Here is a 14,859-nt window from a genome sequence, read left to right on the forward strand (position 1 = left end):
AGACCATGGTGCATTGCCGTCGCTGAACGGCGTATCAGACGGATCTTAATTGTCGATTGCCCGCGCTCAGGCTTGGGCACCTGCGTGTTGCCGGGCGAGACTGTGACGCAGCAGATAGCTGAAGGATCTAGGGCTGAAAGGCTTCCGAGCGAAGATCAGGCGGGGCAGCACTGTGGCGCCTTAGCCACAGGCGGCTTGCCAATCTGACTCTTAGCTAAGCATCGCCGAGTGCCGATACTTTTTGTGGGACCTACGGGCAGAACGCCGATTAGCAGAGGAAGCTCTGACAGCTCGGCCGCTGCAAGACGTAGCGATCGAGCTGAGAGCAGCGCACAGCGTTATCGATAAGAAATCGCTTAGGCGCAGTTGGCGGCCATACGGCGGCTGGCCAGCGGACGAATAACGCTGAGCAGCCCCACCAGCGCGATGGCAGCGCCAACCCACAGCGGCGCCCGCAGGCCATAGCCGGCTTCGATGGCGGCACCACCAGCCCAGCTACCGAATGCCAGCCCGGCGGTGATCACCGAGGTGTGCAGGGTGTTGACCAGCGCGCCGGGCTCGGCGGCCTTCATCACTCGGGCGACCATCGCCGGGTTGAGCGCCACGCCGGTCAGGCCGATGGCGATAAAGCAGGTGAGGTTTAGCCACAGGTTGTCGCCAGCCAGGGCGAAGATGCTCATCACCAGCACCATCATGGCCAGGCCCAGGCCCACCACCCCGATGGTGTGGCTGTCGGCGACGCGGCCGACCAGCATGTTGCCGATCAGGTTGGCCACGCCGTAGAGCGCCAGCATCGGTGCGACCTGGCCAGGCGCCAGGCCGACTTCCTGAATAAGGATCGGCGTGCAGTAGCTGAAGGCTGCGAAGGTCGCGCCGATGATCAGCCCACTGGTCAGGTAGGCGCCCCACAACGGGCGGGTACGCAGGGATTTGATCTGCTCGCCGAGCCGTGCTTCGCCACCGGCCTCGCCCTTGGGCAGGCGCATGGCGGCCAGCAGGGTGCAGGTCAACGCCAGGCCGACCACCGCCCAGGAGCTGGCGCGCCAGCCGTAATGCTGCTCGATCCAGGCGGTCATCGGCACGCCGGCCACCGGCGAAAGCATCAGCCCGGCGAGCACCACCGACACCGCGCGGCCGCGTTCCTGGTTGGAGACCATCGCCGCGCACAGGGTCATGCACAGGCCGATGCAGGCCGCACTGGACACACCCATGATGATCCGCGCCAAGGCCAACACCGGGTAGCTGGTGGCCGCCGCGGCCAGCGCGCCGGCCAATACGTACACGGCCAGCAAGCCGACCAGCGCCGGCTTGCTACCAATGCCGCGCGACAGCAGCAGCACGGTCACCGGCGGGCCGCCGAGCGCCATGCCCAGGGCGTAGAAGGCGATCAGGTTGCCGACCTCGCCCAGGCTCACCGAAAACGCCTCGGCCAGGGCGGGCATCATGCCGGCAACCATGAATTCGGCCGTGACCAGCGAGAAGATCGTCGCACCCAGCAGGTAGATGGTGAACGGCAGTTTGGGACGAGCGGACATGGGCGACCTTGAGTCTGGAAAAAACGGGTCGCCACCCTATGCATTCAAGCCGCGAGGGTCAAATGAACGCGGTGCATACCGCTCATGCCCAACGGCAATGGTGCGATCTAGACGCCTACTTCACGCATGCTCAGCCTTCCGGCTCGCCGTAGTCGGCTATCCCATTTCGGCACAAGTTAACATTGTTAATCATTAATCGATTTTACGGAACGGAAATTGCCTTATTGTGAGAGCAACCGCATCGAACCGCAGTAGAGGTTTCGAAAATGCACAGTTCTCTGGTCACCATGTCCGATTCGCCTCAATCCGCGCCGCCTTCGGCAATCCGCTACCGGCGCTCTCAGGATATCGAGGAACACGCGCAACTGTCCGGCTGGCAGCTGCGTTACGACCAGCTCAGCGCCGGCCGCTTCAGCGGCGAGATACTCGAGGTGCAGCTCGACGGCATGCAGCTGATCCGCGACCGCGCCAACCAGGCGATGCTCAAGCAGGCGGCCACCTGGCCCGGCGCGATCGTCTTCGCCCTGCCGATGCGCTGCGCCGACCCGCACGTGCATTGCGGGGGCCATTCGATTCACGCCCCGAGCCTGCTGATCGGCCACGGTGCCCAGCTGCCGGAACTGCGCGTGCACGGCGATCTGGATGCAGTGTGCATCGCCATCGACGAGCAATCGTTGCAGCGCACCCTGCACCAGCAACAGCGCGAACTCGACCTGACGCGTCTGTCGCGCTGTTACCAACTGCTCGGCCAGGCCGACCAGCAGCAGCTGATCAGCCTGTTCAGCAGCGTGCTCGACCAGCAGGCGCCCGGCGCCGCGCTACTCGACCACGGCACCATCCGCGGCGCCATCCGCGATGCGGTGATCATGCATCTGCTGGAGCTGATCGACAGCGAAGACGACCACTCGCTGTCGCCCAGCGCGCGCCGGCGCATGGTCGACCGCGCCCGGGATTACGCCCTGGCTCATCCGGAGCGGCCGATCAACATTCTCGAGCTGTGCAACCAGATCGGCGCCAGCCGCCGCAAGCTGCAGTACTGCTTTCAGGAAGCGCTGGGCATCAACCCGATCGCCTACCTGCGCACCATCCGCCTGAACGCCGTGCACCGCCAGTTGCGCCACGCCAGCGAGGCCGATTCGGTACAGAGCATCGCCGCCAACTGGGGCTTCTGGCACCTGAGCCGCTTCGCCAGCGACTACCGCCAGCTGTTCGGCTGCAAGCCGTCGGAGACCTTGCGTCAGGCTCGCCAATACTGTGCTGAAAACGGATAACGGCAGGCGCTGAAGCCGCCCTAGGCTGACCTCCCACACAATAATAAAAGGGGTCAGCCATGACGGTTCGCCGTGCGTCACTCGTTCATCTCTCCGCCCTTCTCGGCGCCACCCTGCTGCTCGGCAGCCAGGCCCAGGCCACGGAAAACGGGGCACCCACCACGCCCGCCGGGCTCAACGACTTCGGTGCCGGCATGACGCCGCCGCCCACGCCGTTCGGCACCCTGGGCGTGCGCGCGGCCTACTACTCTACCAACCAGTTGAAGGATGGCGACGGCAGGAAGGTCAATAACGCCTTCTCGCTGGACGTGCTGTCGCTTGGCGTGGCCTACATCCGCATGACCGACCAGCAGCTGTTCGGCGCCCGCTACGGCTTCGCCATCGTCCAGCCGTTCTTCCAAATGGACGCTCGCCTCAAGGTCGATACCCCGTTCGGCCCCCTGCGCTTCGAGAAGGAAGTGTTCCGCCAAGCCGACACCCAGATCACCCCGTTGATCCTGCAGTGGGACGTTTCGCGCAACCTGTTCGTCAATACCAGCCTGCAGATTCAGGCGCCAACCGGCGATTACGACAAGGACCGGCTGATCTCCCCCGGCCTCAATCACTGGACCGTCTCGCCGGTGCTCAACGCCACCTGGATCAGCGACGGCGGCTTCGAGGTGTCGTCCAGCCAGCAGCTGGACATCAACAGCCGCAACCACGCCACCGACTACCGCAGCGGCACCGAGTACCGCCACGAGCTCGCCGTGGGCCAGCACGTCGGCCCCTGGACCGTCGGCCTGGGCGGTTACTACTACCAGCAGATCAGCGATGACGACGCGCCCAACCTGCAGACCGGCAACCGCGCCCGGGTCATCGCCGTCGGCCCGGCCGTGAGCTTCTTCAAACCCGGTCTGCCGCCAGTATGGCTGCATGCCTACAAGGAGTTCGTTGCCGAGAACCGCAGCGAAGGCTACAACGTCGCGCTGCGCGTCGCGTACAGCTTCTGAGGTGGCCGCCATGACGATCGAATCTTCCGTGTCATCCCAAGGCAACGCACGCCAGGCCGTGACCCGCCGTGAAGGGCTGGTGCTGGTACTGGGCAGCAGCCTGACCATCATGGGCTCGGTGATGGTCGCGCCCATCCTGCCCAAGCTCGGCGCCGAATTCGGCCCGCTGGAGCCGCGCGCCGATGTGCTGGTGCCGTTGGCCATCACCGGGCCGGCCCTGGCCATCGCGCTGTTCGCCCCGCTGGCCGGCTGGATCGCCGACCGCGTGGGTCGCAAGGCGCTGCTGGTCATCGCCACGCTGATGTACGCGCTGCTCGGCGTGCTGCCGGCACTGCTCGATGACCTCAGCCATATCGTCGGGGCGCGACTGCTGTTCGGCTGCGCCGAGGCGGCGATCATGACCTGCTGCGCCGCGTTGATCGCCGACTACTGGCAGGGCGAGGACCGCATGCGTCTGATCAACCTGCAGGTGGTCGCCATCGGCCTGGTCGGCTCGCTGTGCTTCGTGATCGGCGGCGCGCTGGGCGAGCAGTCCTGGCGGCTGCCGTTCTACCTGTACCTGCTGCCGCTGCTGCTGATTCCCGCGATGCTGCGGGTGCTCTGGGAACCGCCGGTGCGGGTGGCGAGCAGCCTCGAGGCGGACGACACACCGGTGTCCATCCCGCGTCTGGTGGTCGGCTACCTGCTGATTCTCGGCGGCATGGTGCTGGCCGTGGTGGTGCCGGTGCAGTCGCCGCTGCTGCTGGCGGGCATGGGCATCACCTCCAGCACGATGATCGGCGCCTGCGCCGGCCTGGGCCTGCTGTCCAGCCTCGGTGGTTCGATAGCCTGGCCGCTGCTGCGCCGCGCCCTTGGCATTCCCGGTTGCAATGCCTTGCTGCTGGGGTTGATGGCCACCGGTCTGTGGCTGCTGATCCACGCTGGCAGCTATCAGGACATGCTGATCGCGGTGGTCGTCCATGGCCTTGGCGTCGGCCTCCTGGTGCCCAACGCCATGGCGCCGGTAATGAACGCCCTGAGCGCCACCACCCGCGGCCGCGGCCTGGGCGGCTTCACCGCCTGCCTGTACATCGGCCAGTTCGCCAGCCCGCTGGCGGTCGCCACGCTGACGGCACTGGGTTACGACCTGCGCGACGCCATCGGCTGGCTGGCCGCCGCCAGCCTGGCCTGCGCGGCCATCTGGCTGGTCGCCGCACTGGTCGGCCCACGCGCCGCGCCCGTCGTCTCCCATCCCTGAATTTCCCTTTGCCCCGCTGGCGTGCCAGCGGGCGTTACTCACTAGCCGAGGTTTGCCATGAGCGACATTCACACCCTGATGGATCACTACGACGCCACCGGCCTGGCCGGCCTGGTCGACAAAGGCGAGGTCAGCCCCGGCGAGCTGCTCGAAGCGAGCATCGCGCGCCTGGAACAGGTCGAGCCGCAGCTCAACGCAGTAGCCGAAAAACTCTACGACAGCGCCCGCCAGGCCAAGCTCGGCAATGGCCCGTTTCGCGGCGTGCCGACGCTGATCAAGGATCTGTTCGCACCGCTGGACGGCGCGCGGATGAGTAACGGCTCGCTGGCACTCGGCGAAGCACGCATGGGGCTGGACGACACCCTGGTCAGCCGCCTGCGCGAGGCTGGCTGCCAGTTCATCGGCACCACCACGGCGCCGGAATTCGGCACCTCCTACACCACCGAGTCGACCCGCTTCGGCGCCACCCGCAATCCGTGGGACACCGCGCGCAGCGTTGGTGGCTCCAGCGGCGGCGCAGCGGCACTGGTCGCTGCCCGGGTGGTGCCCTTCGCCCATGGCAATGACGGCGGTGGCTCGTTGCGCGTGCCGGCCTCCTGCTGCGGCGTGTTCGGCCTCAAACCCAGCCGCGGGCGCATGCCCAGCGGCCCGCTGACCGGCGAAGGCTGGGCGGGCATGAGTACCGCCCACGCGATCACGATGTCGGTGCGCGACAGCGCTGCGCTGCTGGACATCACCGCCGGCGCCGACCTCGGTGCGCCCTACGCTGCGCCGTGGCAGCACGAGCCCTTCGTGGACAGCCTGCGCCGCCCGCCGCGCCCGCTACGCATCGCCCTGGTCGAGCACCTGACGCCCTGGACCACCGGCCCGGAGGCGCTGGCTGCGGTGCGCCACACCGCCCAGCTGTGTGAATCCCTCGGCCACCATGTGCAGCACGCCAGCCTGCCGGTCGACGCCCTGGCCTTTCTCGATCAGGTGTTCGACATCATCGGCGCCAGCACCAGCAGCTACGTCACCCTGGTCGGCGAGATGCGCGGCGCGCCGGTCAGCCTCGAAGAGCTGGAGCCGCGCACGCGCATCATCCTGCGCGAGAAGGGCAACGCCAGCGGTGCTCGCTACGCCGATGCGGTCGCCAGCATTCACATGCTGGGCCGGCGCCTGGCCGCCTTTCTCACCGAATACGACCTGATCCTCACCCCGACGCTGACCCGCGAACCGCCGCTGATCGGCACCCTGGACCCGTTCGATGAGAGCCTGAGCCTGGCCACCCTGATCGACCGCTTCCACAGCTATTCGCCGTTCACCGCGCTGTTCAACGCCAGCGGCCAACCGGCCATGTCGGTGCCGCTGTACTGGACCGCCGGCGGCCTGCCCCTGGGCTCGCACTTCGCCGCCCGCTTCGGCGAAGAAGGCACCCTGCTCGCCCTCGCGGCGCAGCTGGAACAGGCCCAACCCTGGGCCGGCCGCGTGCCCCCCGTAAGCGCCCAGCGCCGCTGAGGGGTACTGCGGGTATCGACCGCAAGGCGATACCCGCAACACCTAGCCCATCGATACATCTACATTTCCCGCTCCGCTCTGCCACCAAAACGCCCACTAAGTGAGCAATCGGCACCCAGCGTGCTTCATTTGGTGACACGCTCATCACCGCGCTTTCTACGAAAAATCCACGGTCTTCGCCTAACTCTCTGTTATCCCTCGCGAATTATTCAGCTTTCCAAACCTGGCCCGCGTTTTGCCTTATTGGATAAACGGATAATTGGATACATTTATTCAGGATTGCCGCCATGCTGACTGTTCCGCTCTATGCCCAGCGCCCGCCCGTCACTGCCGAAGAGGAGGCGTACAACTTCCTGCTCGGCGCGATCTGCGCGGGGCGTTACCGCAAGGGTGACCGGCTGGTGGCCGAGGACATCGCTGCAGAGATAGGCACCAGCCGCATGCCGGTGCGCGAAGCCTTTCGCCGCCTGGATGCCCAGGGCCTTGTCACCCTGCGCCCCAACCGCGGTGCGGTGGTCAGTGGTTTGGATATCGAGGAAATGAGCGAAGTCTTCGAGATGCGCAGCGCCCTTGAAGGCCTGGCGATCCGCGTGGCGGTCAGCAAGGTAACCGAGCGCCACCTGACCCTGCTCGAGCGCCTGCTCGACGACATGGACGACTGCCGCGACGACGCCGCCCAATGGGTCGCGCGCCACCGCATCTTTCACGAATACCTGTGCAGCATCGCCGAGCGCCCGCGGCTGATGAAGCAGATCATCGCGCTCTACTCGCTGACCGAGGCACCGATGCGCCTGTGGATCGAACACGGCGAGAAGCCGCTCAGCGACCGCGAAGAACACGACAAGCTGCTCGACGCCCTGCGCACCCGCGATGCCGACCTGGCCGAACGGGTGATCCGCGAGCACATCGAGGGCACCTTGCCGGCCCTGACCCAGTTCCTGCAAACCGAACAATAACAACGGACGGTCGCCAACGACTGCCTCTCATCCCACTTCACTGCTGCCCTTTCGATCACAGCAAACGGAGTACCACCATGCGCCTAACATGCTCTCTAGCCGCCGCAATTTCCCTCAGCCTGGCCGCCTCGCTGGCCTCTGCTGCACCGGTCATTCCAGATCGCCTCAAGGACGTTAATAAGCTGACGTATTGTTCGGGCATGGATTCCCCACCGCTGGCTTCCTTCGACGCGGCGCAGAAGCCAACCGGGATGATCATCGAGCTGGGCGAGGAGATCGCCAAGCGCCTGGGCAACAAGGAAGTGTCGTGGCGCGTCACGCCCTTCTCCGGAATCATCCCAGCGCTGCTGGCCGGCCAGTGCGACCTGATCGTCGACCAGCTTTTCGATAAGCCCGAGCGCCGCCAGGTGATCGACATCGTCAACTACATGTACTCCAGCCAGTCGGTAGTGGTGCCCAAGGGCAACCCCAAGGGCGTCAAGGCGATGGGCGACCTGTCCGGCAAGAAGGTCGCGGTGCTCAACGGCTCGACCATCAAGACCTTGCTCGAAGCCGAGAACGACAAACTGACCAAGGACGGTAAAGCGCCGATGAAACTGGCGGTTTACAACAGTGACACCGACGCCTTCCAGGCGCTGCGCATCAACCAGGTCGATGCCTACGGCACCACCGTGGAAACCTCGGGCTACTACGCGGCGATGGCGCCGGACATGTTCGAGGAAGCCGTGCCGGCGTTCGGCCGCATCCTCACCGGCATTGGTGTGCGCAAGGACGACCAGCAGATGTCTGCCGCCGTGCAGCAGATCATCGATGACATGCGCGCCGACGGCAGCTACATGGCGCTGCTGACCAAATGGCACATCCCTGGCGACACGCTGGATTGAGGGCGGCACGATGAATTTCAACTGGGACATCTTCTGGCAATACCTGCTGCAACCCAGTGATGTGTACCTGCGTGCCTTGTGGATGACCTGCGTCATCGCCGTACTGGCGATGGCGCTGGGCTGCGTGATCGGGTTGCTGACGGCGCTGATGCGCCTGTCGAGCAACCCGCTCATCCAGGCACCGGCACGCTTCTACGTGTGGCTGATGCGCGGCACTCCGCTGTTGGTGCAGATCGTTTTCCTGTACACGGCGCTGGCGGCGGGCGGCATCTTCCGCTTCGAGGACCTGGACCTGGGCTGGGTGGTGATACCGGGCAACCTGCAGGCGGCGATCATCGCCCTGGGCCTCAACGAGGGCGCCTACATGGCGGAGATCATGCGTGCCGGTATAGGCGCCGTGGACAAGGGCCAGTACGAGGCCGGCCGCTCTCTGGGCATGACCTTCGGCAAGCTGATGCGCCGCATTGTGCTGCCCCAGGCGTTCCGGATCATCGTTCCGCCGCTGGGTAACGAGTTCAACCTGATGCTCAAGAACACCACCCTGGTCAGCGTGATCGGCGTGCAGGAGCTTCTGCTCAGCACGCAGATGATCACCTCGGCGACCTTCCGGGTGTTCGAGCTGTACCTGGTGGTGGCCATTTACTTCCTGGCGCTGACCACCCTGTGGGGCTTCTTCCAGACCTGGCTGGAGCGCCGCTTCGGGCAATCCGACCGGCGCCCGGCCACGGCCTCCAAGCGCATGTTCGGCAGCTACACGGCAAAACTCTTGAGGGGACGTTGAGATGCAGAGCAGTAATCAGGATCTGGTCATCGAAGCGCTGGATATCCATAAGGCCTACGGCGACCTGGAGATCCTCAAGGGCGTGTCGCTGCAGGTCAAACGCGGCGAAGTGGTGGTGCTGATCGGTGCCTCGGGTTCAGGCAAGACCACCTTCATCCGCTGCATCAACCTGCTGGAAGAAATTCAGAGCGGGCGTATCCGCGTCAACGGCCAACCCATGGGCTATCGCGAACGCCCGGGCGGCAAGCTGGTGCGCGACAGCGAGCGCAATATCGCCCGCCAGCGCCGCGACATCGGCATGGTGTTCCAGCGCTTCAACCTGTTCCCGCACATGACCGCGTTGGAAAACATCATCGAGGCGCCGACCCAGGTACTCGGTGTCAGCAAGGCCCAGGCCCTGGAACACGCCCGCCAATTGCTCAAGCAGGTAGGCCTGGCCGACAAGGCCGACCACTACCCGTCGATGCTTTCCGGCGGCCAGCAGCAGCGCGTGGCCATCGCCCGCGCCCTGGCGATGAAGCCGCAAGCCATGCTGTTCGACGAGCCGACCAGCGCCCTGGACCCGGAAACCGTCGGTGAAGTGCTGCAGGTGATGAAGCAGCTCGCCGAACAGGGCATGACCATGGTGGTGGTCACCCATGAAATGGGCTTCGCCCGGGAAGTGGCCGACCGCGTCGTGGTGCTCGACCAGGGCGAACTGATCGAACAAGGCCCGCCCGAACAAATTTTCAGCGCACCCAGCCATCCGCGTACGCGGGCGTTCCTGAGTCGCGTACTGCCGGAGGTAACCGCATGCTGAGTTTTTCTGCCCACCGCTATCCCTATGCTTCGCAGCGCCAGAGCGTATTCGCCCGGCGCGGCATGGTGGCGGCTTCGCAACCCCTGGCCGCCGAGGCCGGTATTGACATCATGCGCCGCGGTGGCAACGCCATCGACGCCGCCATTGCCACGGCTGCCGCACTGACGGTGGTCGAACCCACCGGCTGCGGCATCGGCGGTGACGCCTTCGCGCTGGTCTGGGTCAAGGGCCAGCTGCACGGCCTGGACGCCAGCGGCCACGCGCCAGCGGCTCTGAACATCGAGGCGGTCAAGGCCGCCGGCCACAAGGAGATGCCGTTGTACGGCTGGACGCCAGTCACCGTGCCGGGCTGCCCATCGGCCTGGGCCGAACTGTCACGCCGCTTCGGTCGCCTGCCGTTCGCCGACCTGCTGGCACCTGCAATCAGCCTGGCTGCCGATGGATTCCCGCTGTCGCCAGTGGTCGCCCACCAGTGGCAGGTGACGCTGGACGAATACACCGCGCGCCGCGAGCCGGCCATGCAGGCCTGGTTCGACACCTTTCTGATCGATGGCCGCGCGCCAAAGGCCGGCGAGCTGTTCCGTAACCCGGCCCAGGCGCGCACCCTTCAGGCGCTGGCTGACAGCCAGTGCGAGAGCTTCTACCGCGGCGAGCTCGCCGAGACCATCGACCAGGCCTCGCGCGCCGCCGGCGGCTACCTGCGCAAGGAAGATCTGCAAGGCTACAAGCCGCGTTGGGTCGACCCGATCAGCGTCAACTACCGCGGCTATGACGTGTGGGAAATCCCGCCGAGCGGCCAGGGCCTGGTCGCCCTGATGACCCTGCAGATTCTTCAGGGCTTCGAGTTCGACCATCGTGACAGTCTGCAAACCTGGCACCGCCAGATCGAGGCGCTGAAGCTGGCCTACGCCGACGGCCTGCATCACATTACCGACCCCGAGCACATGCGCGTCGCCGTAGCTGACCTGCTCAGCCCGGGCTACACCGAGCGCCGCCGTAGACTGATTGGCGAGCGCGCGATCAAGCCGGAAGCCGGCGACCCGCACGCCAGCGGTACCGTTTACCTGGCTGCCGCCGATGGCGAAGGCAACATGATCTCGTTTATCCAGAGCAACTACCACGGCTTCGGCTCCGGCGTAGTGGTGCCGGACACCGGCATCTCCCTGCAGAACCGCGGCCAGGAATTCAGCCTGGACGCCAATCACGCCAACGCCCTGGTTGCCGGCAAGAAAACCTTCCACACCATCATCCCCGGCTTCCTGACCAAGGACGGCGAAGCGGTCGCGCCGTTCGGCGTGATGGGCGGCTACATGCAGCCCCAGGGCCATGTGCAGATGGTCATGAACCTGGTCGACTTCGGCCTAAATCCGCAAGCCGCACTCGATGCACCGCGCTGGCAGTGGCAGGGCGACAAGAAGGTCGGCATCGAACAGGCAGCCCCGCGTGACGTGGCTGTGGCCCTGGCGCGCATGGGCCACCAGGTCAATGTGGAATGCGACTCCACCGACTACGGCCGCGGGCAGATCATCGTGCGTGATCCGCAAACCGGCGTGCTGTGCGGCGGCACCGAGCCACGCGCGGACTCCCATATCGCCGTGTGGTGACGCCGTTTTCTGAAATACCCGGGCCGCCGCAATGGCGGCCCGTTTTTTTAGAGTCGGTTCACGAGCTATCGGCTCGAACTTAACGCTTTGACGGCGAAGTAGTGGTAGACCGTAGGATGGGTGAATCCCATCGCAATTGATGGGTTTCACCCATCCTACGGTCTGCAAAGTGGCGGAAGCGGCCATCTGCGCAGCACCTGTGGGAGCGGGCCATGCCCGCGATTTTTCGCGCGCATGGCGCGCTCCCACAGTGGATCGGCGAACGGCTGCTATTACCCCGTAGCAGCCTCTCAGGTCTGACTGAAACAACTCGGAGCGCAGGTCCTGTTCATACAGTGCCTAGTGAGCGCTTTGCCCGCGCTGCCCCTTGAACAACCTGAACACCACGACGGCCAGCACGCCGACCACCACGGCCGCGGTGCACAGCAAGATCGAATGGGTACTGGAGAACGCCGCCTTGGCCGCCGCGATCACCGCACTGCCCTGCTCGGCCGGCAACTCGGCGGCCACCAGGTAACTGTCGCCAATCGAACGCGCAGCCCGCTGTGCCAATGCTGCCGCCAGCTCTGCGGGCAAAGCGATGGTGTGGCCGTACACGCTGGACATGAATACGCCAAAGAAAGTAATTCCCAGCCCGGTGCCCAGCTCGTAGGCGGTGGCCTCCAGGGCACCTGCCGCGCCGCCCTTGCTGGCCTCCACCGCGCCCATGATGGCGATGGATGAAGCGGTCAGGCCGATGCTCAGCGCCAGCCCCAGCACGGCGAGCACCACCGGCACGCTGACGTCCGGCTCATGCAGATCGGCGAATGCCACGAAACCCAGGGCGCCTGCGGAAACCAGCAGCGACAGGCTGGCTACGCCACGCAGGCCGAAGCGGTTGGACAGGTAGCCGGCCAGCGGCCCGCCGACCGCCGCCGCTGCCATGATCGGAATCATGAAGATGCCGGCCTCAAGCGGCGACTTGTCGAGCACGTACTGCAGCTCCATCGCCAGGGTCAGTTCCACTCCAGCCAGGGCACCGATCGCGACCACTGCCATGATCAGCCCGGCCAGCAGCACCGGGCGGCCGAACAGCGACAGATCGAGCATCGGCTCGGCCGAGCGCAACTGCTGGCGGGTAAACAGGGTCAGCAACGCCAGGCCGACGAGCAGCACCAGCAGGGCCACCGGCAGCGGCTGGGTACCGCCGACGCCGGCCTTGAGGGCGTAGACCACGCTGATGATGCCGGCGATCAGGATCAGCGCCTGGCCGATGGCCCATTTGCCCGGCGTAGTCTCCTCGACGCGGGGCAGCAGTGCGAAGGCCACCGGAATCACCACCGCCATCACCGGCACGTTGATCAGGAACACCGAGCCCCACCAGAAATGCTCGAGCAGCGCACCACCGATCAGCGGGCCGACCGCCGCGCCCGCCGCGCCGACGGTGCCCCACAGGCCGAGCGCCATGGCCCGTTCGCGCTCATCCTCGAAGGTACGGCGGATGATGCCCAGCACGCAGGGCATGATCATCGATCCGCCGAGGGCTAGCAGTATTCGTGCGGCGATCAGCAGAGTCGGTGTGGGCGCGAAGGCTGCCAGCGTCGACGCCACGCCGAACACGCCGAGCCCGGCGAGCAGAATGCGCCGGTTGCCCACCCGGTCGGCCAGTGTGCCCATGGGCACCAACAGGCCGGCCATCAGCAGCGGGTAGATGTCGATGATCCACAGGATCTCCGTGCTCGTGGCGCCGAGCGCCTGGGTCAGCGACGGCACGGCGATATGCAGGATGGTCATGTCGATGACGATGGGCATGAAGGCCAGCATCACGGCGACGAGAATCAACCAGCGTTTGGGTACGGCACGCAACATGACTACTGCTCTCGGTGATCGGCGTTGGCCGCGGGGTCGTTCGCGGCGGTGATGATAGTACGTTCACGCAGGCCGCCGCCCAGCGCCTTGTACAAGGCCACGCTATTGACCGCTGCGTCGCAGCGCAGCTCCAGCAGGCTATGCTGGGCGGCGTACAACCCACGCTGGGCGTCGAGCAGCTCCAGGCGACCATCGACGCCGGCCTGATAGCGCAAGCCGGACAGCGCCACCCGGCGCTGGGCACTGGCCACCACACGGGTTTGCGCCTCGATCTGGCTGTCCAATGTGGCCGCGCCGGCCAGGGCATCGGCCACTTCGCGGAAGGCGGTCTGGATGGCGCGCTCATACTGAGCCACCGCCTCGGACTTGCGTACCTTGGCCAGGCGCAGTTCAGCGCGCAGCCGCCCGGCCTGGAACAGCGGCTGGGATAGCTGCGGCGTGAAGCGCCAGACCTGACGGCTCGGGTCGAACAGGCTGCCCAGCGAAGTGCTGGCATAGCCGAACGAGGCGGTCAGCGATACTTGCGGGAAGAACGCCGCCCGCGCCGCGCCGATATCGGCATTGGCCGCGCTGAGGGTCTGTTCGGCCTGACGAATGTCCGGGCGCACCAGCAGCATGTCCGACTGCAGACCGGCCGGCAGCCGCGCCACCAGCGGTTGCCGGGCGAGTTCCCGCGCCGCGGGCAGGTCAGCCGGCAGCGCTTCACCGACCAGCAACTGCAGGGCATTGCCGGCCTGGACATAGGCCCGCTGGCGCGCCTGCAGATCGGCCTCGGCACTGGCCACCTGACCTTCGGCCTGGGCGACATCCAGGCCGCTGTTCTGCTTGGCGTCCTGCAGCAGGCGCGCGAGCTTCAGAGACTGCTGCCAGTCCTTGAGGGTGCGCTGCGCCAGCTGACGCTGCTCGTCGGCCAGTTGGCGAGCGAAGTAGGCGTCGGCCACCGCCCCGATCAGGCTGATCTGCGCGGCATCGCGGCCCTGCTCACTGGCCAGGTAACGGGCCAGCGCCGCATCTGACAGCGAGCGCACGCGACCGAACAAATCCAGCTCGAAGGCGCTGACGCCGACATTCACGGCGACTTGGTTGGTCACCTCGCGTCGCGACTCACCGCTGTTGCCCTGCGCCAGGGCGCGCTCGCGGGTGCGGCTGGCATCCAGGGACACCGACGGCAGACGGGTGGACTGCTGGATGTTGAACATCGCGCGCGCAGCGTCGACGTTCAATGCCGCCAGACGCAGATCGCGGTTGTGCGCCAGGGCCAGCTCGATCAGGCGCTGCAACTGCGGGTCGGCGAACATCGTGCGCCAGCCCATTTCGCTGGCTGGCACGGCGGCGCCCTGCAGCGCAGCAGCCTCTGGAAAGCTGACCGGCACCGGTGGCGCCGGGCGCTCCAGTTCGGGCGTCATGGAACAGGCCGACAAACCGGTGACCAGGGCGACTACCAGAAAACAACGCATG

12 protein-coding genes are annotated in these 14,859 nt (G+C 66.1%); 9 read left to right on the top strand and 3 right to left on the bottom strand.

Translation table 11 applies throughout. The features are described 5' to 3' along the window. Positions 1–356 precede the first annotated feature (356 nt). On the bottom strand, positions 357–1,535 hold the full coding sequence (locus FB481_RS14610) for an MFS transporter (protein WP_147176870.1): 1,179 nt from the start codon (positions 1,533–1,535) through the stop codon (positions 357–359). 266 nt (positions 1,536–1,801) lie between these two features. Here FB481_RS14610 and FB481_RS14615 point away from each other — a divergent pair, with 266 nt between their 5' ends. The 9 genes from FB481_RS14615 to FB481_RS14655 all read left to right on the top strand — a co-directional run bounded on the left by FB481_RS14615 (position 1,802) and on the right by FB481_RS14655 (position 11,553). Next, on the top strand, positions 1,802–2,806 hold the full coding sequence (locus FB481_RS14615) for a helix-turn-helix domain-containing protein (protein WP_147176871.1): 1,005 nt from the start codon (positions 1,802–1,804) through the stop codon (positions 2,804–2,806). 59 nt (positions 2,807–2,865) lie between these two features. Continuing rightward, positions 2,866–3,795, top strand: coding sequence for a transporter (locus tag FB481_RS14620; RefSeq protein WP_147176872.1), 930 nt, complete (start codon positions 2,866–2,868; stop codon positions 3,793–3,795). Between the two features lie 10 nt (positions 3,796–3,805). Next, positions 3,806–5,032 (top strand): MFS transporter, encoded by a 1,227-nt coding sequence (locus FB481_RS14625; RefSeq protein ID WP_147176873.1) that lies wholly within the window; start codon positions 3,806–3,808, stop codon positions 5,030–5,032. Between the two features lie 57 nt (positions 5,033–5,089). Further along, positions 5,090–6,529 carry an amidase gene (locus tag FB481_RS14630; RefSeq protein ID WP_147176874.1) on the top strand — a complete coding sequence of 480 codons (1,440 nt, stop codon included), beginning with the start codon at positions 5,090–5,092 and terminating at the stop codon, positions 6,527–6,529. Positions 6,530–6,816: 287 nt separating this feature from the next. Continuing rightward, positions 6,817–7,485 (top strand): GntR family transcriptional regulator, encoded by a 669-nt coding sequence (locus tag FB481_RS14635; RefSeq protein ID WP_147176875.1) that lies wholly within the window; start codon positions 6,817–6,819, stop codon positions 7,483–7,485. 77 nt (positions 7,486–7,562) lie between these two features. Then, a complete protein-coding gene (locus FB481_RS14640) occupies positions 7,563–8,369 on the top strand; it encodes an ABC transporter substrate-binding protein (protein ID WP_147176876.1) in 807 nt (268 codons plus the stop codon). A gap of 10 nt (positions 8,370–8,379) precedes the next feature. After that, positions 8,380–9,150 (top strand): amino acid ABC transporter permease, encoded by a 771-nt coding sequence (locus FB481_RS14645; RefSeq protein ID WP_093505284.1) that lies wholly within the window; start codon positions 8,380–8,382, stop codon positions 9,148–9,150. Between the two features lies 1 nt (position 9,151). Next, positions 9,152–9,949 carry an amino acid ABC transporter ATP-binding protein gene (locus FB481_RS14650; RefSeq protein WP_147176877.1) on the top strand — a complete coding sequence of 266 codons (798 nt, stop codon included), beginning with the start codon at positions 9,152–9,154 and terminating at the stop codon, positions 9,947–9,949. Further along, complete coding sequence (locus FB481_RS14655) at positions 9,943–11,553, top strand: gamma-glutamyltransferase family protein (RefSeq protein ID WP_147176878.1); 1,611 nt, start codon at positions 9,943–9,945, stop codon at positions 11,551–11,553. Before FB481_RS14650 ends, FB481_RS14655 begins: the two co-directional genes overlap by 7 nt. Before the next feature lie 339 nt (positions 11,554–11,892). Here the strand turns inward: FB481_RS14655 and FB481_RS14660 are convergent, their stop codons facing one another. Continuing rightward, positions 11,893–13,401, bottom strand: a complete 1,509-nt coding sequence (locus FB481_RS14660; RefSeq protein WP_147176879.1) for an MFS transporter — start codon at positions 13,399–13,401, stop codon at positions 11,893–11,895. Positions 13,402–13,403: 2 nt separating this feature from the next. After that, complete coding sequence (locus FB481_RS14665; RefSeq protein WP_147176880.1) at positions 13,404–14,858, bottom strand: efflux transporter outer membrane subunit; 1,455 nt, start codon at positions 14,856–14,858, stop codon at positions 13,404–13,406. Position 14,859 lies beyond the last annotated feature (1 nt).

Source organism: Pseudomonas sp. AG1028 (assembly GCF_007993955.1).
GTDB classification, from domain to species: Bacteria; Pseudomonadota; Gammaproteobacteria; order Pseudomonadales; family Pseudomonadaceae; genus Aquipseudomonas; species Aquipseudomonas straminea.

Coding starts and splice junctions, on each gene's coding strand:
- FB481_RS14615 (WP_147176871.1), top strand. CDS start 1,802: ATGCACAGTTCTCTGGTCACCATGTCCGATTCGCCTCAATCCGCGCCG.
- FB481_RS14650 (WP_147176877.1), top strand. CDS start 9,152: ATGCAGAGCAGTAATCAGGATCTGGTCATCGAAGCGCTGGATATCCAT.
- FB481_RS14620 (WP_147176872.1), top strand. CDS start 2,866: ATGACGGTTCGCCGTGCGTCACTCGTTCATCTCTCCGCCCTTCTCGGC.
- FB481_RS14640 (WP_147176876.1), top strand. CDS start 7,563: ATGCGCCTAACATGCTCTCTAGCCGCCGCAATTTCCCTCAGCCTGGCC.
- FB481_RS14625 (WP_147176873.1), top strand. CDS start 3,806: ATGACGATCGAATCTTCCGTGTCATCCCAAGGCAACGCACGCCAGGCC.
- FB481_RS14630 (WP_147176874.1), top strand. CDS start 5,090: ATGAGCGACATTCACACCCTGATGGATCACTACGACGCCACCGGCCTG.
- FB481_RS14665 (WP_147176880.1), bottom strand. CDS start 14,858: ATGCGTTGTTTTCTGGTAGTCGCCCTGGTCACCGGTTTGTCGGCCTGT.
- FB481_RS14635 (WP_147176875.1), top strand. CDS start 6,817: ATGCTGACTGTTCCGCTCTATGCCCAGCGCCCGCCCGTCACTGCCGAA.
- FB481_RS14610 (WP_147176870.1), bottom strand. CDS start 1,535: ATGTCCGCTCGTCCCAAACTGCCGTTCACCATCTACCTGCTGGGTGCG.
- FB481_RS14645 (WP_093505284.1), top strand. CDS start 8,380: ATGAATTTCAACTGGGACATCTTCTGGCAATACCTGCTGCAACCCAGT.
- FB481_RS14660 (WP_147176879.1), bottom strand. CDS start 13,401: ATGTTGCGTGCCGTACCCAAACGCTGGTTGATTCTCGTCGCCGTGATG.
- FB481_RS14655 (WP_147176878.1), top strand. CDS start 9,943: ATGCTGAGTTTTTCTGCCCACCGCTATCCCTATGCTTCGCAGCGCCAG.